Here is a 24387-nt window from a genome sequence, read left to right as displayed (position 1 = left end):
TCTATATACGCAAGATAAACATCAATTGTAAAGCAAAATGTTTCATGTTAATTCGATGATGTTAGCGTAATATAACTCTATAATTATTAAACTATATTAGTATTAACTATTGCTAAAATAGCTAAAATATTATGTCTATTTCTCGTCATTAGCTTTTTTTAACGTCTTATTTCTCCTACAATCCCTCAATTCGCATCACGCCTAATCAGAGATGAGGTATACATGAGCACCATCAAACATAGCAAACTTATTATTTTAGGTTCTGGTCCTGCGGGTTATACCGCCGCCGTTTATGCTGCAAGAGCAAACTTAGAACCAGTACTGATTACGGGTGTTGAAAAAGGTGGCCAACTGACAACGACAACAGAAGTCGAAAACTGGCCCGGTGACCCAGAAGGGCTAACAGGTCCCGGATTAATGGACCGCATGTTTCAGCACGCCGAAAAATTTAATACAGAGATTATCTCTGACCATATTAATAAAGTCGATCTGAAAAACCGTCCATTTCGCCTATTTGGTGATGAACAAGAATACACTTGTGATGCATTAATTATCGCAACAGGTGCTTCTGCACGTTATATCGGTTTACCTTCAGAAGAATCTTTTAAAGGCCGAGGCGTTTCTGCTTGTGCAACCTGTGACGGATTTTTCTATCGTAACCAGAAAGTCGCTGTTGTTGGTGGCGGTAACACCGCAGTAGAAGAAGCTCTGTATTTAGCTAATATTGCATCTGAAGTTCATCTGATCCATCGCCGTGACTCTTTCCGTTCTGAAAAAATCTTAATTAACCGTCTAATGGACAAAGTAAACAATGGCAATATTATTTTGCATACTGATCGTACCTTAGACGAAGTTCTTGGCGATGAAATGGGTGTAACGAAAGTTCGCTTAAAAGATACTAAGAGCGATAAAACCGAAGAATTAGATGTTATGGGTGTCTTTATCGCTATTGGACATAGCCCTAATACTGCTATTTTTGATGGTCAATTAGAATTAGACAATGGTTACATCAAAGTACAATCAGGTACTCAAGGTAATGCAACACAAACCTCTATTGAAGGGGTGTTCGCAGCAGGTGACGTAATGGATCACATTTATCGTCAAGCAATTACCTCTGCAGGCACAGGCTGTATGGCTGCTTTAGATGCAGAACGTTACTTAGACGCACAAAAATCCAACTAAAATCATCACTTCCTTTCAAGGCGCTATTTCAGTAGCGCCTTTTACCATGTAACATACTAGCCTGGTTGCCAAAGCGTATAACTACTTACCTTGGCCTTTCTGATACTTTGTATCTCACCTGCAGATTTGAATCTTTTCTTATGGATAAAACTAAACAAAATGAATTGGTTCGATGGCTGAAACAGCAAAGTGCTCCAGCCCGTCGATGGCTACGGCTATCAATGATCCTAGGTGTTGTAAGCGGTTTATTAATTATTGCCCAAGCATGGTTATTAGCTGTTTTACTTCAAGCGTTTATCATGGACAGTCTGAGCCGTGATACGCATATACCTACCTTTCTCACTCTTATTGGCATTTTTATCTTACGTGCCATCATTATGGCGATACGAGAGCGTGTAGGTTATCGCTGTGGTATGGCGGTCAGGCAACAAATTCGTAAAATCGTTCTTGATCGACTTGAAGAACTTGGTCCCGTTTGGGTTAAAGGTAAACCCGCGGGGAGCTGGGCTACAATTATTCTAGAGCAAATAGAAGATATGCAAGATTACTATGCACGTTATCTTCCACAGATGTATCTCGCAACGATTGTACCTATTCTTATCCTTATCACCCTCTTCCCAGTTAACTGGGTTGCCGGATTAATTCTCTTTTTTACCGCACCACTGATCCCACTATTTATGGCATTAGTTGGATTAGGTGCGGCAGATGCTAACCGTAGAAACTTTCTCGCATTAGGCCGCTTAAGTGGTAACTTCCTCGATAGATTAAGAGGGTTAGATACCTTGCGGTTATTTAACCGTGGTAATGCCGAAGTAAAACAAATTACAGAAGCAACAGAAGACTTCCGTAAACGCACGATGGAAGTGCTAAGAATGGCGTTCCTTTCTTCTGGCGTATTGGAATTTTTTACTGCTGTTTCTATTGCTGTAGTTGCTGTTTATTTCGGGTTTTCTTACTTGGGTGAACTTAATTTTGGTAGTTATGGTTTGGGTGTTACCCTCTTTTCAGGTTTCTTAGCGCTGATCCTTGCTCCTGAATTTTTTCAACCTTTACGAGATTTAGGCACTTATTATCATGCAAAAGCACAAGCAGTAGGTGCTGCAGAGTCTCTGGTTGAGTTTTTAGAGACCGACGGTGAAAAACCACAATTCACAGGCAATGAGCGTATCAATACAACAGAAAGTATTGAGATAATCGCTCATGATCTAGAAATTCTATCTCATCAAGGAGTCAAACTTGCGGGACCATTAAACTTTACCATTAACCCTAATCAACGAATTGCGATTGTGGGTCTAAGTGGTGCGGGCAAAAGCTCGTTATTAAATGCGCTACTCGGTTTTTTACCTTATCGTGGTTCATTAAAAGTAAATGGTGTTGAATTGACGCAACTCTCGCCTGAAGCATGGCGTCAATGTTTAAGTTGGGTGGGACAAAATCCAAATTTACCAGAACAAACCTTGCTAGATAATATTCGCTTAAGCAACCCTAATGCCAGCGAGGAACAAATCAATCTTGCTATTGAAAAAGCGTATGTCAGCGATTTTATTGATGAGTTACCCGACGGCTTAAATACGATTATTGGCGATAGTGCTGCTCGCCTTTCCGTTGGCCAAGCTCAGCGTATTGCTGTTGCTCGTGCTTTGTTGTCACCTTGTCAATTTTTGTTATTAGATGAACCAGCAGCAAGCCTTGATTCTCATAGTGAACAACGCGTGATGTATGCGCTTAATAACGCCTCATTAAATCAAACAACCTTGCTTATTACTCATCTACTCGAAGAGACTTTGGATTACGACCAAATTTGGGTGATGGAAAAAGGTCAAATTATTGAAACGGGCACTTATGCATCATTAAGCCAACAGAATGGCACTTTTGCTCGTCTTCTTGCTCATCGTAAAGAGGAACTTTAATTTATGAAAGTATTGCTTCCTTTTCTCGCACTCTATCGTCGCCACTGGTTTATGTTATTGCTTGGTATTGTTCTTGCTATCTTAACTTTACTGGCGAGCATTGGTCTCTTAACACTGTCAGGTTGGTTTTTAGCAGGAACATCTCTTGCGGGCTTTGCAGGGATTTATAGTTTTAACTATATGCTACCCGCCGCAGGTGTGCGAGGTGCTGCAATTTTTCGTACAGCGGGCCGTTATTTTGAAAGACTTGTTAGCCATGATGCAACGTTTCGCGTATTGTCACACCTGCGTGTATTCACCTTTAAAAAGATCCTCCCTCTTTCACCAGGTGGAATTGCACGTTTTCGTCAAGGTGAGTTACTTAACCGCTTAGTTGCTGATGTTGAAACGCTAGATCACCTTTATATTCGCGTTATTTCCCCTATTATTGCCGCTTTTGTCGTCATTATGACAATTATGTTTGGCCTTGGGTTAATCGATGCACGCCTAGCCAATACGTTAGGTGGTATTATGCTTACCTTGCTGATTGTTTTGCCTTTCATATTCTATTATGCAGGTAAACCAATTGGACGTGATCTCACCGATTTACGAGGCCAATATCGCACAGTATTAACTAGCATGTTGCAAGGACAAGCTGAATTAACTGTTTTTGGCGCATTACCTCGTTTTAGACAAAATTTGGCACAACTTGAAGCCAAATGGCTACGTAGACAAGCACAACAGGCAAACTTAACTGGCTTATCACAAGCACTAATGATCCTTGCATCAGGCCTAACAGCAACATTAATTCTATGGTTGGCGGCAGGGGGTATCGACAATAATTTTATGCCAGAAGCGTTAATTGCCTTATTTACATTCTGCGCATTAGCAGCATTTGAATCTTTAGCCCCTGTTACTGTCGCTTTCCAGCATTTAGGACAAGTAATGACGTCAGCAACACGTATTTCTCATTTAATTGAGCAAAAACCTGATGTCACTTTTCCTGAAAAAGGGGGAGAAACAGACGATCGCGCTACACTGACAATGCGCAATATTTGCTTTACTTATCCCACCCAACCAATGCAAGTTATCAATCACGTTGATTTAACGATTGAAGCAGGACAACACATTGCACTGTTAGGAAAAACAGGTTGTGGTAAATCAACACTATTGCAATTAATCAACCGCGCTTTTGATCCGACTCACGGTACTATCAGCTTAAATAACTTACCTATTGCTGAGTATGATGAAGCGACATTACGTTCAATGATGTCAGTTGTCCCTCAACGCGTTCATGTCTTTAGTCACACATTAAGAGAAAATCTATTGATGGCAAAAGAACAGGCAACAGATGAAGAGCTTAAAGATGTTCTTCAGCAAGTTGGTCTTGGGCAACTACTTGAAAATGATGAAGGCTTAAACGCATGGATGGGTGATGGCGGTAGACAGCTTTCTGGCGGCGAACAGCGGCGTTTAGGACTTGCAAGAGCGCTACTCCACAATGCACCTCTTGTATTGCTTGATGAGCCAACAGAAGGCCTTGATGCCGATACAGAACAGCAGATCCTCGCACTCTTGCATCAGCATTGCCAAGGTAAAGCCGTATTAATGATCACTCACAGACTTCACGGTTTAGATAAAATGGATAAAATCTGCGTTATGGATGGCGGAAAAATCGTTGAAACAGGCACCCATGCTTCGTTGTTACAGCAACAGGGGCATTATGCTAAATTTCATCAAAGACAAGCACTATTAACTCCGACTCACGAGGCATAATATGCCGTTGTTTCAATTAGATGATAGTGATTTGGATTTTCCAGAGCCTCATTTAGCATTAAAAGAGCCTAATGGATTATTAGCGATAGGGGGAGAAATCTCCCCTTCTCGATTACGTGTTGCATATCAATCAGGGATCTTCCCTTGGTATTTTCCCTACGAAGAGCCATTATGGTGGTCACCTGATCCCAGGGCTGTTTTACCAGCAGGTGATTTGCATATTGGGCGCAGTTTACGTAAATTTATTCGTCATCATCCGTATAGAATAACGCTAAATCATGCCTTTGCTTCAGTGATAGAGGCCTGTTCTATTCGTGATGAAGGTACATGGATAGGTCCTGATATTAAAGAAGGTTATGAAGCGTTGTATCATCAAGGTGAAGCACATTCTGTTGAAGTATGGGAAGGTGATAAACTCGTAGGTGGATTATACGGAGTCAATATCGGTGCGGTTTTTTGTGATGAATCGATGTTTAGTCGCAGAGATAATGCTTCTAAATGTGCCTTTATTGCTTTTTATAACCATTTTCTTCGTTATGGGGGTCAACTATTTGATTGCCAGGTGCTAAACTCTCATACTGCCTCGTTAGGCGCCAGTGAGATCTCGCGTGACCATTATTTAGATGCATTATCGCGCTGGAAAAAAGTGATTATTGATAAAAAGTGTTGGTATCAGCAATCGTTGGAATTATAATCACTGCTTGTTTTTGTAAAGCCCTTCTTAATTTAAGACAGAATCGAGAAGATCATTCTGTTATTTATGCAAAAAGGTTTATACAAAAATTTTATCTTGCACACCCATTATGTGGTTAGGGTGTTGCTATTTTATTGCTACAAATACCACAAAACAAAGAATTACGACTTCTGTTATTACTTTTTATTTCACAAAGTAAAACGCAAGTTGCGGTAAGGATGTTAAGTGCAATAGCAAGGTGAACACCATTGCTATCCAATAACATTCCTTTACATAGGACAATATTTTCGGCATTATCTTGCCGTTTAAAAAATATGGTTATTAAAACTTAGAGGATTAGATGGCCAAAGAAGACAACATTGAAATGCAAGGCACTGTACTGGATACTCTGCCAAACACGATGTTCCGCGTAGAATTAGAAAACGGACACGTCGTTACCGCTCATATCTCAGGAAAAATGCGTAAAAACTATATTCGTATCCTGACAGGCGACAAGGTTACCGTTGAGCTGACCCCATATGACCTGAGCAAAGGCCGTATCATCTTCCGTAGCCGTTGATCCCAATCTGTTCTCTCCCGCTATTGTCATATAACGGGTGAAAAAAACACCACAGGCAAGGCATTTATTGATGCTCACCTGTGGTGTATGTTTTTATAGCTTAGTAAGATTAACCGCTATCGTTAGATAACGGTGTCTTCATTCTTGGCCAGTTTCTCTTGGCTAACAAACTCATAATTCAATTTGCCTGCCAACTTATCTAATGTCACAGAAACTGAACCACCATTGACAAGAGAACCAAATAAAATCTCATTAGCTAATGGTTTTTTCAAGTTGTCTTGAATAACACGCGCCATTGGCCTTGCGCCCATCGCTTTATCATAGCCTTTATCGCACAACCATTGACGTGCTTCTTGACTAACTTCTAGCGATACCCCCTTATCATCTAGCTGCACTTGTAGCTCGACAATAAATTTATCCACTACCATAGAGATAATTTCTGGTGATAATGCATTAAACCAAATAATACTATCTAAACGGTTACGAAACTCTGGTGAGAACGTTTTTTTGATTTCGACCATCGCATCAGTGCTGTTATCTTGCTCTGTAAACCCAATCGATTTACGTTGCGTTTCACGCACACCGGCATTGGTTGTCATCACTAAAATGACATTACGAAAATCGGCTTTACGACCATTGTTATCCGTTAATGTACCGTTATCCATGACTTGTAACAGGATATTGAATACATCAGGATGTGCTTTTTCAATTTCATCAAGTAACACAACGGAATATGGATTTTTAATAACGGCGTCCGTTAATAATCCACCTTGATCAAAACCAACATAACCAGGAGGCGCACCAATTAAACGACTTACCGTATGTCTTTCCATATATTCTGACATATCAAAGCGTAGTAGTTTTACATTCAACGCTTTCGCTAATTGTACAGTAACTTCTGTTTTACCTACCCCAGTTGGGCCAGCAAATAAGAATGAACCTACTGGTTTGTTATCTTGACCTAAGCCTGCTCGACTCATTTTAATGGATTCAGATAATGCATGAATTGCAGGATCTTGACCGAATACCAACATTTTTAATTGGTTATCAAGATTTTTCAGTATTGATTTATCACTACTAGAAACTGTTTTTTCAGGAATACGTGCAATTTTAGCAACGACTGATTCAATATCAGAAACATTGATCGTTTTTTTGCGTTTACTTGGCGCAATTAAACGTGTTTTTGCACCCGCTTCATCAATAACGTCAATGGCTTTATCTGGTAGATGCCTATCAGTGATATATTTAACCGATAAGTCCACTGCGGCCTGAATCGCTTTATTAGTATAACGGACTTCATGGTGCGCTTCGTATTTCTGGCGCAATCCTTTAATGATCAAAACCGTCTCATCTGGAGATGGCTCAGTGACATCAATTTTTTGGAAACGACGCGCAAGCGCTCTGTCTTTTTCAAAAATATTACTAAATTCTTGATAAGTCGTAGAACCTATAACGCGAATTCGACCACCAGATAACAATGGCTTAATTAAGTTTGCCGCATCAACTTGTCCCCCTGATGCTGCTCCTGCACCAATAATGGTGTGGATCTCATCAATAAATAAGATGCTTTTTTCATCTTTTTCAAGGGTTTTCAGTAACGCTTTAAAGCGTTTTTCGAAATCACCACGATATTTAGTTCCCGCTAATAGCGAACCAATATCTAGTGAGTAAATAGTGTATCCCTTCATAACGTCAGGAACATCATCTTGCTCAATACGCCATGCAAGCCCTTCTGCAATTGCCGTTTTACCGACGCCTGATTCGCCCACTAATAGCGGGTTATTTTTTCGACGACGACATAATACTTGAATGGTTCGTTCTAATTCAGCTTGACGCCCAATCAGAGGATCTATTTTACCTTGGCGCGCTAACTGATTAAGGTTAGTGGTAAAATTATCCATATGATCGTCACCTTGAGGCATCTCTTGCTGAGATTGTGCGTTCATATCATTCATGTCAGAAAGATCTTCGTTTTGTTGATCTTCTTTTGAAATACCATGAGAAATAAAATTCACGACATCAAGGCGACTAACGTCATGTTTACGTAATAAGTAAGCTGCGTGAGATTCTTGTTCACTAAAAATAGCCACCAGCACATTAGCACCAGAGACTTCATTTTTACCTGATGATTGAACATGAAAAACAGCACGCTGTAATACACGCTGAAAACTCAGCGTTGGCTGTGTTTCTCTGTCTACATTTTCAGGCAAAATAGGGGTTGTTTTACGAATAAAGACTTCAAGTTCTTCGCGTAAGACTGACAGATCGACTTTACAAGCTTCCAATGCTTCGCGTGCCGATTTATTACTTAATAGCGCCAACAACAGGTGCTCTACAGTCATAAATTCGTGTCTGTTATCACGGGCTTTCGCGAATGCAACATTAAGACTCAGCTCTAATTCGTGATTAAGCATAAGCACCTCCTCCTTAAAAAACTAACCGGATCATGCCTGTTCAAGAGTGCACAAAAGTGGGTATTCATTTTCTCTCGCATACAGATTAACTTGAGCCACTTTTGTTTCGGCAATATCCGCACTATAAACCCCACAAACTCCTTTCCCTTTATGATGAACGTCCAACATAATTTGCGTTGCTTTTTCCTCGCTAAGGAAAAAATACATCGTAAGCACTTCTACAACAAAATCCATGGGGGTGTAATCATCATTATTCAAGATCACCTTATACATGGATGGTGGCTCATTTTTCTGATGAACATCTTCCCCTAACGTGGTTTCTGTTAAAAAATCAAACTGACCCATTGTTTTGCATTACTCATAGTTTTGTTAAACGTCATTTTCAATTATGACATTTAGTTTACCATCTCACAGGAAAGTCTGCCTATCAACGCTTTTTTATTCCTTCTTTTTGCATTCAAAAAATTACAAAGCGTTAGCTACATCAAAATTTCGCCTTATCGAAACACTTTCTATCCCTTCCACCTCTTGACGACTGAAACAATAAAATAGAGTATGTTTTATGAACAGCTCAGTAAATATACTGAAAGTGATGTTAAACAAATAAATACAAGTATATGAGAGAAGCTAAGTATGGAGACAGGTACAGTAAAGTGGTTCAATAACGCTAAGGGCTTTGGTTTCATTACCCCTGAAAAAGGTGGCGAGGATATTTTTGCCCACTATTCAACAATTAGAATGGAAGGCTACCGCACACTTAAAGCGGGGCAGAAAGTTAATTATAGCACGATAAAAGGGCCTAAAGGTGACCATGCTGACCTTATCATTCCTATTGTCGAATAGAAGATAATTTACAGTATAGATAAACCCAATAAAAAATACCTTTTACTCATAATAGTTGGGTATTTTTAGTTAAACAGAATACCTAATTCATTCAAATAAAAGCCCTTTATATTTTAAGGGCTTTTATCTTATGGTTTGAATTATTCTCTCGCGAGGGCATCTATTGGATTCATTTTTGCTGCATTTCTTGCAGGTAAAAATCCAAAAATAATTCCAATAGCAGTCGAACAAATAAAAGCACTCACTAATGCAATGGGCTGAAAGACAAAATGCCAATCAGGCAACATAGCACTTGCAATCATGGCAATACCAAATGACAGGCCTATTCCCAGTAATCCGCCTACTAGACAAACCAATACAGATTCTATAAGGAATTGTTGCATCACATCACTAGCTCTGGCACCAACCGCCATTCTAATACCAATTTCTCGCGTTCTTTCAGTCACTGAAACCAGCATAATATTCATTACACCAATCCCCCCCACGACCAATGAAATAACAGCCACTAAAGTGAGAAACAGTTGCATTGTTTGAGTGGTACTTTCAGCAGCCTTAATAAAACTATCAAGGTTATAAGTGAAAATATCTTTTTTACCATGCCTAATCGTTAATAAACGGAGAATTTGTTGTTCTGCAACGCTGGCATCATAACCTTCAATTGCCCTTACTGTAATACTATCAAGATAACTTCGATTCAAAATGCGACTATTTAGAGTACTGTAAGGCACCCAAACACGTAATGACTGTCCATTGCCAAAAGCCGATTTTTTCTCAGCAATGACACCAACAATCGTAGAGGGAATATTACGAATAATGATTTGCTCACCAATAACCTCTTTTTTATGAGGAAAGAATCGCTGACGGGTATTTTCATCAATAACAACAACTTGGGCTTGTCGCTGGATCATATCAGGTGTAAATGAGCGACCTTGTGAAAACGTCATCGCATACACAGTGAAATAATCATCACTAACTCCCGCAACAGATGCTGGCGAATCTTGGTTTCCACGACGTAATCGCGTACTAAATTGCACTTGTGGTGTAACCGCTTGCACATAAGATTGCTGTTTTAAAGCAAAAACATCTTGTAGCGTTAATGATTGCCTATCTTCTGGTGAGTCGCTCCCGAAATCTTTCCCGGGATAGATATCAATCGTATTAGAACCAATCGCTTTTATATCAGCCAGCACCATGCTTTTAGCTGCATCACCAATGACAATAATCGTGACGACAGAGGCTATGCCAATAATAATGCCGAGCATCGTTAGCAAAGTGCGTACTTTATTCACAACCATGGCACGCCAGGCCATATCTAATGCTTGTGTAAAACGCCCGAATATTTGCCCGAAATAAGGAGATGGTAAAACAGCTGTTGTCTCTTTTTTAACTTTATTTACTGTTATTTGATGGCAGTTATCATTAATGATTTCACCATCTTTTATTTCTATAATTCTTTCAGCTTGTGCCGCAATTAAAGGATCATGCGTTACGATAATAACTGTATGCCCTTGTTCATTTAATTGCTTCAAAATAGCCATTACTTCTTTACCAGAATGACTGTCTAATGCACCAGTAGGCTCATCAGCAAGAATGACCTCGCCACCATTCATCAACGCTCTCGCAATACTTACACGTTGTTGCTGGCCACCAGAAAGTTGATTAGGTCGATAATCAATACGCTCACCTAATCCTAAACGAGTTAATAATTCACGTGCTCTTTCTTTACGTTGAGTGGCATTTTTATCTGCATAGATGGCTGGAATTTCAACATTCTGTTCTGCACTTAAATGAGACATTAAATGATAGCGCTGGAAGATAAAACCAAAATGTTCACGACGTAATGCAGCAAGTTGATCGCCATCCATTTTCGCAACACTTTGGCCAGCAACTTTATATTCACCGCTATTGGGTTTATCTAAACAGCCTAAAATGTTCATTAAAGTTGATTTACCGGAACCAGAAGCGCCAATAATCGCCACCATTTCGCCAGCATTAATCGTTAATGAGATTTTATTGAGAACAACGGTTTCTTCTTCACCATTGTTATATATGCGACTAACCTCATTGAGTTCTAATAATGCCGGCATTATGCTTCTCCTGAAGTTTCACCCAGAATAACCTCATCGTTTTCTTTTAATCCGCTGAGAACTTCGGCATAAACATCAGTACGCATACCTATTTTTACTGTGCGTTTTTCTGGCTGACCATTAACCAATACATCAACATAATATTCATTAATGCCTACATTATCACCTAACACAGAAAGCGGAACGAGAAGCACATTTTTCTTATTTTCGATAAGAATTTTAACTTGAGCAGTCATTTGCAGCCGTAATAAATGCTGTTCATTAGGTACTTCAAAACGAGCATAGTAGAAAATAGCATCATTAATTTTTTCAGGGGTCGGCAAAATATCTTTCAACTTACCACTGAAGGCTTTATCTGGTGCACCTAACACTGTAAAAGAGGCACTAAGATCGGGTTTTAAATAGATAACATCCGCTTCAGAAACTTCCGCTTTTACCAGCATCGTATCTAAATCGGCTAAGGTTAAAATCGTTGGGGCCTCTTGTGCGGCAATGACGGTTTGGCCTTCAAGCGTTTTAATAAACGTCACTATGCCATCCATAGGCGCAGTGATACGTGTATATTGCAGATTCGTTTTTGCTGTATCTAACGTAGCTTGGTTCTTTTTAATTTGTGCTTGATAAGTGATGATACGTGCTTTTTTTACTTCAACATCGGTTTTAGTGCGATCAAGTTCATCTTGCGCAATAGCATGAGTACCAATCAGCTTTAATTGACGTTGATATGTAAGTTGCGCTAAACGTAATTCGGCCTGTGCCTGCTGAAGGTTTGCTCTAAGCTCATTGTTGGTTTCCTGCGATTCAGTGACGTCATTTTGCGCTTTCTTAGGATCAATAATCGCTAACAAGTCCCCCTTTTTAACCACATCGCCTTCTTTCACAAACAAAGTTTGTAATTGACCACTGACTTGCGCACCCACATCAACTTTACGCACAGCATCAAGCTTCCCTGTTGCGGTCACTTCTTTTGACAAATCACCTCGTGTGATCTGTTGCGTTTGATATATCGGTGCCTTCTCTTTAGGCCAAAAAAAGTATGTCGCAATTGCTGCAAAAATTAAAATAAGGGTGAGTATTCTCCCTCGCTTTTTTAAAGATAAAAAAGCCATGTTTTTTCCTTTTTAAACATAAAGATCTAATAAATAACACAACGCTTTAGCTATGAACTTTTATTCTCATAGCTAAATAAAATAAGTGTAGATCTCGTGAATTTATCTTACTGACACAAGTGTAATGAATCCGAACTAATTCGCCTTACCTCTTGCAAGCCATGCAACACGAGAAAACATACTTTTTAGTATGGAAGGGATGGAATCTATTCCGCGTTGAGCTGCATTGTTAGCCACCGTTAGTGCAAGATCTGGCTTTGATGAACGTTGAATAGCTTTAATAATCACTCGACGAGTCGGCCATTTTTCATTATCTGGCACACCGGCTACATCATGATATACATTACGAAAGCCTTCTTTGTATAAAAAGTGTTCCATATCTAATGCCGGGAGCTTCGTTAATCTATCACGCTCTGCGTCATTGCTTTTTAACGCAAAATCCTTAACGGTAGCGGCATATTTCTTACCCGCTTCATCACCATCCACTAAGGTATGCCATTCTATACCCATATAGGTTGCGTACTTTAATAATGGCTTAAGTCCACATTGAGCAAATTCAATGACTTTTATTCCTTCTGCTTCAAAGAAATAATTACATTGCCTTGCTAATTCGTTCATTAACCAAATCTCTGTTTCGCCTTCAACCAATAACCAACAACGCGCAAATAACGCAGAGGGTCGGTTATAACGAATATGAAAGGAGATACGTCGCTCTTCATCAGAATGTAGTTGCTGCTCCCCAACACGATAAGCAGCAACTTTATCGGTATCACGCACTAAACGACACACGCTCTCTAATGGTGCAAGTGACAATAATTCACCTGAATTTGTGGTTGTGATCCGTTGTAATGAGAAAAGATTGAGTAATCCCCAAGCCACCGAAAGCATAATAGGATGTAAACGCGTTTCTGGATTTTCAACAATTACAATAGGCCTTGCATAAGGATCTAACGCAGCACTACCACGAGATTGTAATATAGAAGAGAACATCCCCAAGATAATTAATCGAATACTTCTTTGATTGGGTTTTGCCAGTACTTTATTAATATTTTCTAAAGCGTGCCAACCACGTACATGAGGTTCGTTAACCTTGCGATGGCGAGGGCGAGATTTAAACAACAACGAACCGTGATCTGCAAAATAGTGCCCTAACAGTTGTTGCATTGCATCAAGGCCTTCACGTAAATCATCATCTGACAACTCATCAGGATTTTTGACTAACGCTTTGGTTAACTCACTCATTTTATTATTAAACGCTTCTCGGTGAGGATTATTATGAGGATCGATAACGTCAGAGGCAAGATCACGAACAAAACGCGCATCTTGTAAGCGAAGAACAGGATAAAGCCTAACTATCTCTGCAATGATTTCTTGAGTTTGTCCATTAGGTAAGCGAATTTGCTTTCCTTCTTTATCCAGAAAATAGCGGAATGTTTTTACATTCTTTTGTTCATCTAATTCAGCGCTGATACGGTAATAGATATGTTTTAGTTCATCACCATTTGTAACCCATACAGGCGCTATTTTATGGAAACGATAAGAACGATGTCGTCCAGGGCGTGATTCAGTAAATGTCAGAATAATTTGTAGACTTTTTTTACTATTTTCTTCCAACTCATTCGGCAAACGATGGAAATCCTCGGGTGTAAATGCATATTGATAGGTTTCAATACCCAAGCTGAGTGTTAACGCATCAAGTAATGAGCTTTTACCCCACGCATTTTCACCCACTAAGACTGTATTCATATCAAGAGGTAATGAAAGACGATTAAGTCCACGGAATCCAACAATTTCCACTCTTTCTAAATACATAAATGCCCTCGTTAGTTACGACTAAGCTATGTTTTTTTATTCTTTCTATCTTAATTTTATGCTTAATCTGCCAATAATTTCACTTAATAAATATTTTCATTAAATCACAGTTAAAGAGTGTCGTAATAAAATTTACTCAACTATTCGATATATACCCAAATCGTTCGCTTTTCAAACAATTAAAGCCACTTATCGGTAAACATGTTAGGCTCATGGCTTCAATAAAAATTTTAGATTTATCTCAGCTTCTGTATCCACAACAACATAAGTAAATGTTATAATACAGACAGCGTTATTAATTTATTTTATAATTTGAGTGCACTCAGTAAGGAATAGAAATGTTATCAGGGTTATTGATTATCCTACTGCCACTTTTTGTAGGGTATTTGATTAAGTTAAACAATCGCCCATTACTTCATCTGGCAAATCGCCTACTTAGTGCGATGGTTTACGTTATCCTATTTCTAATGGGCGTCAGTTTAGCCATGTTAGATAATATTGGTGAAAATTTAGTCTCTATTCTTGCTTATGCCAGCGTTTTCTTTTTATGTACCTTTGGTGCAAATTTACTATTTTTATGGCTATTGGATAAAAAAGATCCTTGGCATGTCCCTGCACATAAGCAATCTAAGCCCCCATCACGCATAAAAATGGTACTTGAATCACTACAATTATGCGGTGTCGTTGTTGTCGGTTTTTTTGTTGGCTTAACGGGCTGGTCAATCTTTCATTATGCATCTCATGCTAGCCAAGGTGCGCTTATCTTCTTGCTGTGGTTAGTCGGATTACAATTACGTAATAGCGGAATGAGCCCAAAACAAATTTTAATTAATCGCCGAGGAACAACCGTTGCTGTTGTCATGGGGGTGAGTGCGCTTGCAGGTGGTGCTTTAGCTGCTTATTTACTAGGGTTGCCGATGAAAATGGGATTAGCCATTGCATCTGGATATGGTTGGTACTCTTTATCTGGGATTGTACTTACCGATGCATTTGGTCCTGTTATTGGTAGTACTGCATTTTTCAATGATTTAATGCGTGAATTAGCGGCAATTATGCTTATTCCTATCATTGTTAATCGATATAGAAACACGGCATTAGGGATTTGTGGTTCAACTTCCATGGACTTTACTTTACCTGTTTTACAAAGAAGCGGCGGTGTTGCCATCGTTCCTGCGGCTATTGTGCATGGATTTGTTTTAAGTTTAATCACACCAATCTTAATGGCGTTCTTTACTTCATAGAAAAATCAGTAACAATAGAACGATAACGTTCTCTTTTTACAATGGATTAACCATGAATCAACAGCGTGTATTAGTACTTGGTGCAAGTGGGCATATTGGTCAAAATCTTATTCCAGCTTTGATAGAGCAAGGTCATCAGGTCACTGCAGGTGCCCGTCGAGTAGACTGGATGATGTCTCAAGGTTGGGAAAATACACGCTGTATCTTTGTCGATTTATATGATCCTGAAACCTTAACCAAAGTCATGCATGATACTGATATTGTTTATTACCTTGTTCATAGCATGAGCGATGCACATAATTTAATTGAGCAAGAGCGTAAAGCGGCAATCAATGTTGTGGAAGCATTAGAAGGCAGTAATGTTAAACAAATTATCTTCTTAAGTGCGTTACAACATAAAGACCAACAATATTCACCTCATCTTATTGCCCGAAAACTAACAGGAGAAGTGTTAAGAACCAGCACTATTCCCGTGACCGAAATTCGCACCTCAATGATTGTCGGACCAGGCTCTGCTGCCTTTGAGATTATGCGTGATATGGTTTACAACCTCCCTATTCTTACACCACCACGTTGGGTTCGTTCTAAATCTTCCCCTATTGCGCTCAAAAATTTAATTCACTATTTAACTGAAATTATTCATCATCCCACTCATCAACACCGTATTTTTGATGCCGGTGGTCCTGAATATATTAGCTATCAAACCCTTTTTGAGCGTTTTATTAAAATCTCAGGTAAAAAACGCGTATTAATCCCGCTACCGATGCCCGGCAGTCTTATTTCTGCCGGCTTTATCAGTATGATCACTTCTGTGCCAACCTCTATTGCCAAAGAGCTGATCCAAGGGCTTAAATACGATCTCCCAGCCAATGATGAACCATTACGTAAACTTATTCCTCAAACCCTAATTAAATTTGATGATGCAGTAAAAGAAACACTCGCTGATGAAGCAGCAGCTTTAGATAACAAAGATTGGGGTTACTCTCCTGCTGTTCGTAGTCGTTGGAAACCTGGCTATGGCTATTACCCTAAAAATGCAGGTTATACAGTATCCACACCAGCAAGCGCAGCATCGCTTTGGCATACAGTGCAACAAATCGGCGGAAAACAAGGCTATTTTTATGGTAATGCGTTATGGAAAATACGCGCCATTATGGATGATATCGCTGGAAATAAAGTTACTTACGGACGCCCTTCTAGAGAAACATTAGTGCTTGGCGATATGATTGATGGTTGGCGAGTGATCAAACTTGAGCCTGAAAAACAGCTCACACTATTATTTGGAATGAAAGCGCCCGGTTTAGGTAGACTTTCTTTCACAATCCACGACAGTGGTAATCTTCGTTCAATAGATGTTCGTGCTTGGTGGCACCCAGCAGGATTTAGTGGATTACTTTATTGGTTCGCGATGATGCCCGCGCACTTATTTATTTTCAAAGGTATGGCTAAAACAATAAGTATTAACGCTTATAAACTGGATAAAAATTCATCTAACGGTGAGAAAAAATAGCTAAACTACCCATTTTTATATAAAGAAACCACTTTATTATGCAGTTTTAGTTGCATAATTATTCTTACCGTTTTATTATTTGAAACAGTTGATGACTATTCAAAAAAAACGCATGAGTATTCAATTAAAAAACATAAATTGTTTCTACGGTTCGCACCAAGCGCTCTATGACATTAATCTAGAATGCTCTGCCGGTGAAACAATGGTTCTATTAGGACCAAGTGGTGCGGGTAAGAGCTCACTAATGAGAGTTCTCAATTTATTAGAAATGCCACGTTCAGGCGAATTAGAGATTGCTGGTCTGCATTTTGACTTTAGCCAACAGCCTAATGCAAAGGCAATTCGCTTATTACGCCAAAATGTGGGTATGGTATTTCAACAATACAATTTATGGCCACATTTAACGGTTCTTGATAATTTAATTGAAGCACCTTGTCGTGTATTAGGTTTATCAAAACCACAAGCCAAAGAAAAAGCAATGAAATTACTTGAGCGTTTGCGTTTAAGTGATTATGCAGGGCGTTTTCCTCTACATTTATCTGGAGGACAACAACAACGTGTTGCTATTGCAAGAGCATTAATGATGGAGCCTCAAGTTCTCTTATTTGATGAACCAACGGCAGCATTAGATCCTGAAATTACAGCTCAAGTTGTTGATATCATTAAAGAGCTTTCTGAAACGGGTATTACACAAGTTATTGTGACCCACGAAGTTGAAATTGCACGCAAAGCCGCGAGCAAAGTTGTATATATGGAAAACGGCCGTATTATAGAGCAAGGTGATAACTATCGTTTCACTGCTCCACAAACGGAAGCTTTTGCTAATTACTTGTCACACTAAATCAGGATCAGACAATGAAAAAAATATTATTTGCAGCACTTCTGACCAGTATTACACTTTCTGCAACTGCGGCTGAGAAAGAGACAATTCGTTTTGCAACTGAAGCAACGTATCCTCCATTTGAAATGATTGATGCGAATAATCAAATTGTGGGATTTGATGTTGATTTAGCCAATGCGATGTGTGCAAAAATTAATGCTGACTGTACCTTTACCAATCAGTCATTTGATAGTTTAATTCCGAGCCTGAAATTCCGTCGTTTTGAAGCGTTAATGGCGGGTATTGATATTACGCCAGAGCGTCAAAAACAAGTTGATTTCACTGATTCTTACTATGATAACTCTGCCGTATTTATCACAGTAAAAGGTAAAATTTCTGATGTTGCGAACTTAAAAGGCAAACAAATTGGTGTCCAGAATGGGACAACCCATCAGAAATTCATCAATGAACAACACAAAGAGATGAAAACTGTTCCTTATGACAGTTATCAAAATGCAGTATTAGATCTTAAAAATGGTCGTATCGAGGCTATCTTTGGTGACACAGCTGTTGTTAATGAATGGCTGAAAAAGAATCCTGAATTAGGTATTGTAGGCGACAAAGTTGCAGATCCTAACTACTTTGGTACAGGCCTTGCGATCGCAGTAAGAAAAGGTAATGCTGATTTACAAGATAAATTAAACAAAGCATTAGCTGAAGTAAAAGCTGATGGCACCTATGATGTCATTTATAAAAAATGGTTTGAATAACAATAATAGCTTAATAAATGAATGAAATAACAACTCTAGCAGGTGCGGCCGTCACAACGGTCACACTTGCTATTTCTGCTCTTATCATCGGGTTAGTTCTAGCCATGCTGTTTACAGCTTGGGAATCCGCGAGATGGAAAGCCTTTGCTTTCTTAGGAACATGTTGGGTAACACTAATTAGAGGACTACCAGAAATGCTGGTGGTTCTTTTTGTCTATTATGGCACCTTGCAAGGTGTCATGATGTTAATGGATGGAATTGATCTTGGTGCTTTCACCTTACAAATTGATTTTGGTGATACTGAATCATTGCCTTTCTATTGCGGTGTTATCGCCCTTTCACTTCTTTATGCGTCTTATGCCTCCCAAACTTTACGTGGTGCATTAAAAGCAGTACCTACAGGACAATGGGAAGCTGGCCAAGCCTTAGGCATGGGCCGTATTACTATTTTCTTCCGCTTTATCATGCCTCAAATGTGGCGTCACGCTTTACCGGGTTTAGGTAATCAGTGGTTAGTTCTATTAAAAGATACGGCTTTAGTCTCATTAATCAGCGTTAATGATTTAATGTTACAAACACAAAGTATCGCTAACCGAACTCAAGAGCCTTTTACTTGGTATAGCATTGTTGCATTAATTTATTTGGCAATTACGTTGGTCAGTCAATATATCCTGAAATGGTTAGAAATGAGAACGACCCGATTTGAACGGAGTGCCTCATAATGTGGGATTATATTGTTGATATTTTACCGGGATTACCAACTAGCCTTTCTTTAACATTTGTGGCTCTATTGGTTGCATTTACTCTCTCGGTTTTAATGACTTTTGTTTTGGCATTAAAAACACCGGTTATTAGCCAAATAGTAAAAGCCTATATTACCTTATTTACTGGTACGCCTTTATTAGTACAGTTCTTCTTAATCTATTATGGCCCTGGGCAATTTCCTGTGTTGAAAAACTTCCCAACAATGTGGGAGTTATTATCAACACCTTGGTTTTGTGCCATGGTCACATTAGCATTAAACAGTGCGGCTTATTCAACTTTACTTTTCTATGGTGCGGTAAGAGCAATTCCATCAGGACAGTGGCAATCCTGTCAAGCGTTAGGAATGTCACCCGTACAAACAGCAAGAGTGATATTACCTTACGCATTTAAGCGTGCGCTTTCATCCTATTCAAACGAAGTGGTCTTAATATTCAAAAGTACCTCACTTGCCAGTACTATCACCCTACTTGAATTAACTGGTTATAGCCGACAAGTTTTTGGTCAAAGTTATGATGTGATGGTTTTTGTTGCAGCAGGCATTATTTATCTGTGTATCAACGGAATACTGACACTCTTAATGAGATTGATTGAGAAGAAAGCCTTAGAGTTTGAGCATCGTAATTAAAAGCGCGTAAGCCGACTTGTCAATATAAAAACACCCCAGCAGTTTGAACTAACCCCAAAAGTTGGACACCAACTTTGGGGTGTTTTTTTATGTCTGAATAAATAATGTATTAACGCTGATCTGTTATTTTTTAATAACTATCTTAGCTATCTTTTAATACCAATAATGTAAGGACTTCATAGTGAGAAGTATGAGGAAACATATCAAACAATTGCACTCTATCTATCTGATAGTGTGTAAGTTGCTGAATATCTTTAGCCATGGTTTGAGCATTGCAGCTAGAGTACAAAATAAAGCGAGGTTTCATTGTATTTAAATAGCCACACAGTGCCTCTCCGATCCCTCGTCTTGGCGGATTAACAAGCACTAATTCAGGTACTGACTCTTTAGTTAATGCATATCCTGTTGAATCTAATGCTTGAAACTCAACATGCTCTAATCCTAATTCTTGAGCCGATAAACGTGCACATTCAATCGCTTCTGGACTAATTTCAATCCCTGTTAATTGAGTTGATTTATCTGCACAATGCAACCCAAACCCCCCTGTTCCACAAAACATATCCCACAAATGTGTGATATTTAATTCTCTCACCCAACGACCTGCCGTAGCATAAAGTGATGAAGCAACCTCTGGATTAGTTTGAAAAAAACCTCTAGGGCGAATATGTAATGGAATTTGATTAAAAGATTCATCCAAAAACGTTTTTTCAGTCAGAATAGTTTCTTTTTCACCTTCAAGAATAGCCATATGAATAGGTTGAATATTCACAGAGATAACAGCTAATTGAGGCAATTGTGCTTGTAACCAAGGAAGTGCTTTGCGAAGCTGTTCTAGTTTTTTTTCTGAGCGCAAAACAAAGCGTAACATCATCGTGCCATTGCTTCTGCTTTCGGTTAATAAGATAAACTTAAGTTCGCCACGACGACGCTCAATATCGTAAGGTACTAATCCTGCTCTCGCTATAAATGTTTTTAAAATCGAAAAGATCGGTGCAAAAGAGTCAGGATAAAGAGGACATTCGCATAAATCGACAGCCACTCCCTCTCGTGTTTTTAGACCTAATACTGGTTTTTCAACACTGCCACTGACTACCATTTTTGCTTTATTACGAAACTGTGCTTGCTGGCTTTCAACAGGCGTTAATTTATCAAAAGCATAATCTTCAGGTAGCAATGATAATAAACTGTGCTGTTTTTTCTTGATTTGTTCAGAATAAGCAAGAGAAAGCCATTCACAAGAATGACAATCACCCGCACTAAATCGTGCGCATTGCATAAGATTTTGTGACCGTTATGGAGATTAATATTAATGTACAGTATAGGAGGAGTCAGTTGATGCGCTAGTTATCTCAACATCTTCTTCATCTTCATTTTCACTTTCTTGCTTTTCGCCATACAAGAAACCGTTATTAAAAATTTCGCTGATAACTTCAGCAGATTGCTCTTCTGCTTTTTGTAAGAACAGGTCAAATTGATTAAGTGAGATACCTGCAGCAACCGGAAATGATTGGCAAAAAACTAATTTTGGTAAGTTCTCGTCACTAATTTCTAGAAATGTTTTAATAAATAAAGAACTTGCATTAATTTGGCTTAAATTTGCCATTAATGGCACTATTGCTGACGGTTTTAGCTCAGCGATAGCGGTAAATACAAGCACATCTTCAAGAATATCAATTTTGGCATCAAAAATACCACTGATATATTGAAGATGCGGTAAATGTAACGCCTGACAAGAGTCACATTCATAATAAGCGATCTGTAATTCATCAAGCCAAAACTTTAGCTGATCCAGATCGGTAGTCACAACAGCGTTCATTCAAATAACCTTTACGCGCAAAAAAAAGAGTGCCTTTTGGCATTGGTGCTATTTTGCCACTTTTTCTATCTTGAAGGCACTAATAAATAAAAAAACTAAGAAAATTAAGCCAATTTACACATTGTATTTTCTTAGTTTCAAATACATTTTGAGGAAAAACAGATAGCTACTTATTGTTATTCTCTTTTTTCTGTTTACTCTTTGTGGATTGATGGTCAATCCCTAAAAAAGTTAATCGATAAATAGCACGCCATACTATATGAATAGCTGGCGGGATCATGCAGATAACCCCTAAAACAACTAGCGTTAATTGTCCTGTATATGTTCCTAGCCACTGCGGAGAGGTCATATATTGATTGATATAAAGATAAGCAACCACCAATAAAATGATCCCTATTATTTCAATGATAATAATGGGTTTTGGCATATCTGACAGTGATTTCATATCTCGATTTGAAGGCTTTTCCATCATTTCTCCGCTAAATGCAGTGTTGCAGTCCTATCTCATTATTCAGCAAATTGGTATAATTTATCACACTAAAAGGCAATAACTGTTTTTGTTTAGCCTAATAAAAAGGCATAGTAACAACCAAGAGAAACTATTATGCCTGAATTTTATTTCCTCAATAAGGAGTGTCGTATGTTTGTTGTCATTTTTGGTCGCCCTGGTTGCCCATATTGTGTTCGTGCAAAACAACTGGCTGAAACTTTATCTGAAAAACGTGACGATTTCGATTTCCGTTATGTTGATATTCAAGCAGAAGGAATTACAAAAGCTGATTTATCTAAAACTGTCGGTAAACCAGTTGAAACTGTGCCACAAATTTTTATTGATGAGAAACACATTGGTGGTTGCACAGATTTTGAAGCTTATGCTAAAGAAAATTTAGGCATCTATAATTAATTCAAAAGCGCTAAAACAGATTATTTATCAATATGTTTTAGCGCTTTCTTTTTTTGTATCACCCATTTTTTCATTATCTTCCCACTCTTTCTAAAAAAAAATTCTATTTTTTTTCATTAGCCAGCGAACTTTCTTTCTAACTCGTAGTCTGAATTAGTGCCACTGCTTTTCTTTGATGTCCCCAAATATTGAGGAGCCCGATAGTTTCAACCCTTTTGGTGAAATAACTGTCGGGTTTTTTATTGCTTGATATTTAGTGACGCTCACCTTGCAATGTCACAATAATGCGACGATCCCCTCCGTGATTACGATGTTCACCAAGATAAACCCCCTGCCAAGTTCCTAAATTCAACTCACCTTGACTAATAGGGATCGTGACACTTTGCCCAAGTAAGCTACTTTTTATATGAGCTGGCATATCATCACTACCTTCATAAGTGTGAAGATAGTAATCTTCATTCTCTTTCACACTTTGATTAAAGAAGCTTTCAAAGTCACTTCGTACTGTCGGGTCGGCATTTTCATTAATCGTTAATGAAGCCGATGTATGTTGAATAAAAAAATGAGCTATTCCAATTTTATATTGTCTTAGTTCGGGTAATTCTTGAATCAATGCCTGTGTAATTAAGTGGAACCCTCTCGGCCTTGCCTTGAGTATGATGTTTTTTTGGAGCCACATTTTATACCTCGTTGATAATAAGAAAAAAGAACAATGTGAGAGCAATACCATAAGTGAAATACTCTTTTTAAGAGTGCTTTAGTTCAGTTAAATCTAAAACTGACAATTCTTTTAAAAAAGCACAATTAAATAAGAAAAAAACACTTTACCCTTATTACTCCCTCATTTACCCTTAAAAACTTGCGTATTATGTATCATAAACATCACTTATCAGCACGACATGTATGGAGCCTACTTTGCTGGAACAATTTAATTTAGCCGTATTTTCAATAATGAATGCAACACCTGCGGCATCTCCTTTAGAAATCGGTACGGCGATAGTTATTGCTAAGTACCTTGTCTATCTTTTTCCATTATCCTTAGTGTTCTATTGGTTATGGGGTAATGAAAAACATCTTAACCAGCAAAGAGCATTAGTATGTAAAGCTGCTGTCTCTTTGGGTATCGCACTTTCTATCTCTTGGATGATTGGTGCGATTGCTCCTCATGACCGTCCTTTTGCCGCCAACATTGGCTACAACTTTCTTGATCACGATGCAACACCATCATTCCCAAGTAACCATGGTACGTTTGTTTTCACCATTGCTTTAGCTTACCTGTTTTGGCATAACAGTAAACGTATTGGTTATATCATGCTAGGTTTAGGACTAGCGATTGCTTGGGCACGTATCTACCTTGGTGTGCATTGGCCAATCGATATGATTGGTGCTTTTATTGTTGCTCTACTTTCTTGTGGCCTTTGTCAGATCTTCTGGTCTAAAGGCGGTAAAATACTCCAAAAATGGGTACAACAGCTCTATCAACTCTGTTTTGCTTATCCTATTCGTAAAGGTTGGACAAAGGCCTAACCTTTCTAATTTCGAAAAGGCCACATTTATGTGGTCTTTTTTAT

At 38.7% G+C, this 24387-nt stretch carries 23 protein-coding genes; 14 read left to right on the top strand and 9 right to left on the bottom strand.

The features are described from left to right. The first annotated feature begins 222 nt into the window (after positions 1–222). The 5 genes from trxB to infA all read left to right on the top strand — a co-directional run bounded on the left by trxB (position 223) and on the right by infA (position 6100). Positions 223–1182, top strand: a complete 960-nt coding sequence (trxB, locus tag CUB63_RS04210; RefSeq protein WP_072062814.1) for a thioredoxin-disulfide reductase — start codon at positions 223–225, stop codon at positions 1180–1182. Positions 1183–1322: 140 nt separating this feature from the next. Continuing rightward, on the top strand, positions 1323–3092 hold the full coding sequence (gene cydD / locus CUB63_RS04205; protein ID WP_109847521.1) for a heme ABC transporter permease/ATP-binding protein CydD: 1770 nt from the start codon (positions 1323–1325) through the stop codon (positions 3090–3092). A gap of 3 nt (positions 3093–3095) precedes the next feature. Continuing rightward, complete coding sequence (gene cydC / locus CUB63_RS04200) at positions 3096–4847, top strand: heme ABC transporter ATP-binding protein/permease CydC (protein ID WP_072062816.1); 1752 nt, start codon at positions 3096–3098, stop codon at positions 4845–4847. Between the two features lies 1 nt (position 4848). Next, complete coding sequence (gene aat / locus CUB63_RS04195) at positions 4849–5541, top strand: leucyl/phenylalanyl-tRNA--protein transferase (RefSeq protein ID WP_109847520.1); 693 nt, start codon at positions 4849–4851, stop codon at positions 5539–5541. Between the two features lie 340 nt (positions 5542–5881). Further along, a complete protein-coding gene (gene infA / locus CUB63_RS04190) occupies positions 5882–6100 on the top strand; it encodes a translation initiation factor IF-1 (protein WP_004244560.1) in 219 nt (72 codons plus the stop codon). A 122-nt stretch (positions 6101–6222) separates the two neighbouring features. Here infA and clpA read toward each other — a convergent pair whose 3' ends face one another. Continuing rightward, the gene (clpA, locus tag CUB63_RS04185) at positions 6223–8514 is read right to left on the bottom strand and encodes an ATP-dependent Clp protease ATP-binding subunit ClpA (protein WP_109847519.1); all 2292 of its coding nucleotides are present in this window, start codon (positions 8512–8514) and stop codon (positions 6223–6225) included. A gap of 30 nt (positions 8515–8544) precedes the next feature. Then, the gene (gene clpS / locus CUB63_RS04180; protein ID WP_072062819.1) at positions 8545–8859 is read right to left on the bottom strand and encodes an ATP-dependent Clp protease adapter ClpS; all 315 of its coding nucleotides are present in this window, start codon (positions 8857–8859) and stop codon (positions 8545–8547) included. Positions 8860–9147: 288 nt separating this feature from the next. Between clpS and cspD the strand changes: the two genes are divergently transcribed. After that, positions 9148–9357, top strand: coding sequence for a cold shock domain-containing protein CspD (gene cspD / locus CUB63_RS04175; protein WP_006537462.1), 210 nt, complete (start codon positions 9148–9150; stop codon positions 9355–9357). A 140-nt stretch (positions 9358–9497) separates the two neighbouring features. Here cspD and macB read toward each other — a convergent pair whose 3' ends face one another. The 3 genes from macB to CUB63_RS04160 all read right to left on the bottom strand — a co-directional run bounded on the left by macB (position 9498) and on the right by CUB63_RS04160 (position 14365). Further along, positions 9498–11444 (bottom strand): macrolide ABC transporter ATP-binding protein/permease MacB, encoded by a 1947-nt coding sequence (gene macB / locus CUB63_RS04170; protein WP_109847518.1) that lies wholly within the window; start codon positions 11442–11444, stop codon positions 9498–9500. Continuing rightward, complete coding sequence (macA, locus tag CUB63_RS04165; RefSeq protein WP_109847517.1) at positions 11444–12553, bottom strand: macrolide transporter subunit MacA; 1110 nt, start codon at positions 12551–12553, stop codon at positions 11444–11446. Before macA ends, macB begins: the two co-directional genes overlap by 1 nt. A gap of 135 nt (positions 12554–12688) precedes the next feature. Further along, positions 12689–14365: an ATP-dependent nuclease gene (locus CUB63_RS04160; protein ID WP_109847516.1), complete on the bottom strand. Its 1677-nt coding sequence runs from the start codon at positions 14363–14365 to the stop codon at positions 12689–12691. A 338-nt stretch (positions 14366–14703) separates the two neighbouring features. On the opposite strand from CUB63_RS04160, the gene CUB63_RS04155 reads away from it, so the two are divergent. From CUB63_RS04155 to artM, 6 genes are all read left to right on the top strand, one after another. Continuing rightward, complete coding sequence (locus tag CUB63_RS04155) at positions 14704–15606, top strand: LysO family transporter (RefSeq protein WP_072062825.1); 903 nt, start codon at positions 14704–14706, stop codon at positions 15604–15606. Between the two features lie 52 nt (positions 15607–15658). Further along, the gene (locus tag CUB63_RS04150; protein ID WP_109847515.1) at positions 15659–17116 is read left to right on the top strand and encodes a DUF2867 domain-containing protein; all 1458 of its coding nucleotides are present in this window, start codon (positions 15659–15661) and stop codon (positions 17114–17116) included. Between the two features lie 112 nt (positions 17117–17228). Further along, the gene (artP, locus tag CUB63_RS04145; RefSeq protein ID WP_006537475.1) at positions 17229–17957 is read left to right on the top strand and encodes an arginine ABC transporter ATP-binding protein ArtP; all 729 of its coding nucleotides are present in this window, start codon (positions 17229–17231) and stop codon (positions 17955–17957) included. Positions 17958–17971: 14 nt separating this feature from the next. Continuing rightward, a complete protein-coding gene (gene artJ / locus CUB63_RS04140; protein ID WP_006537476.1) occupies positions 17972–18706 on the top strand; it encodes an arginine ABC transporter substrate-binding protein in 735 nt (244 codons plus the stop codon). A 17-nt stretch (positions 18707–18723) separates the two neighbouring features. Further along, complete coding sequence (artQ, locus tag CUB63_RS04135; RefSeq protein ID WP_006537477.1) at positions 18724–19428, top strand: arginine ABC transporter permease ArtQ; 705 nt, start codon at positions 18724–18726, stop codon at positions 19426–19428. Further along, positions 19428–20096: an arginine ABC transporter permease ArtM gene (gene artM, locus CUB63_RS04130; protein ID WP_006537478.1), complete on the top strand. Its 669-nt coding sequence runs from the start codon at positions 19428–19430 to the stop codon at positions 20094–20096. The genes artQ and artM overlap by 1 nt, the downstream gene beginning before the upstream one ends. Positions 20097–20238: 142 nt before the next feature. On the opposite strand, the gene rlmC is transcribed toward artM, so the two are convergent. The 3 genes from rlmC to CUB63_RS04115 all read right to left on the bottom strand — a co-directional run bounded on the left by rlmC (position 20239) and on the right by CUB63_RS04115 (position 22381). Then, positions 20239–21372 carry a 23S rRNA (uracil(747)-C(5))-methyltransferase RlmC gene (gene rlmC, locus CUB63_RS04125; protein WP_109847514.1) on the bottom strand — a complete coding sequence of 378 codons (1134 nt, stop codon included), beginning with the start codon at positions 21370–21372 and terminating at the stop codon, positions 20239–20241. A 30-nt stretch (positions 21373–21402) separates the two neighbouring features. Next, positions 21403–21912 carry a type III secretion system chaperone family protein gene (locus CUB63_RS04120; RefSeq protein ID WP_109847513.1) on the bottom strand — a complete coding sequence of 170 codons (510 nt, stop codon included), beginning with the start codon at positions 21910–21912 and terminating at the stop codon, positions 21403–21405. Between the two features lie 166 nt (positions 21913–22078). Then, positions 22079–22381 carry a YbjC family protein gene (locus CUB63_RS04115; RefSeq protein WP_072062830.1) on the bottom strand — a complete coding sequence of 101 codons (303 nt, stop codon included), beginning with the start codon at positions 22379–22381 and terminating at the stop codon, positions 22079–22081. Positions 22382–22552: 171 nt separating this feature from the next. Between CUB63_RS04115 and CUB63_RS04110 the strand changes: the two genes are divergently transcribed. Then, positions 22553–22816, top strand: a complete 264-nt coding sequence (locus CUB63_RS04110) for a GrxA family glutaredoxin (RefSeq protein WP_036912158.1) — start codon at positions 22553–22555, stop codon at positions 22814–22816. A gap of 253 nt (positions 22817–23069) precedes the next feature. Here CUB63_RS04110 and CUB63_RS04105 read toward each other — a convergent pair whose 3' ends face one another. Next, positions 23070–23495: a secondary thiamine-phosphate synthase enzyme YjbQ gene (locus tag CUB63_RS04105; protein WP_109847512.1), complete on the bottom strand. Its 426-nt coding sequence runs from the start codon at positions 23493–23495 to the stop codon at positions 23070–23072. Positions 23496–23731: 236 nt separating this feature from the next. On the opposite strand from CUB63_RS04105, the gene ybjG reads away from it, so the two are divergent. After that, complete coding sequence (ybjG, locus tag CUB63_RS04100) at positions 23732–24343, top strand: undecaprenyl-diphosphate phosphatase (protein WP_072062832.1); 612 nt, start codon at positions 23732–23734, stop codon at positions 24341–24343. Positions 24344–24387 lie beyond the last annotated feature (44 nt).

The sequence above is a fragment of the Proteus penneri genome (assembly GCF_003144535.1).
In the GTDB taxonomy this organism is placed as follows: domain Bacteria; phylum Pseudomonadota; class Gammaproteobacteria; order Enterobacterales; family Enterobacteriaceae; genus Proteus; species Proteus penneri.
Note: the sequence above shows the minus strand (reverse complement) of the source record. Positions and strands in the feature narration are given on the sequence as shown.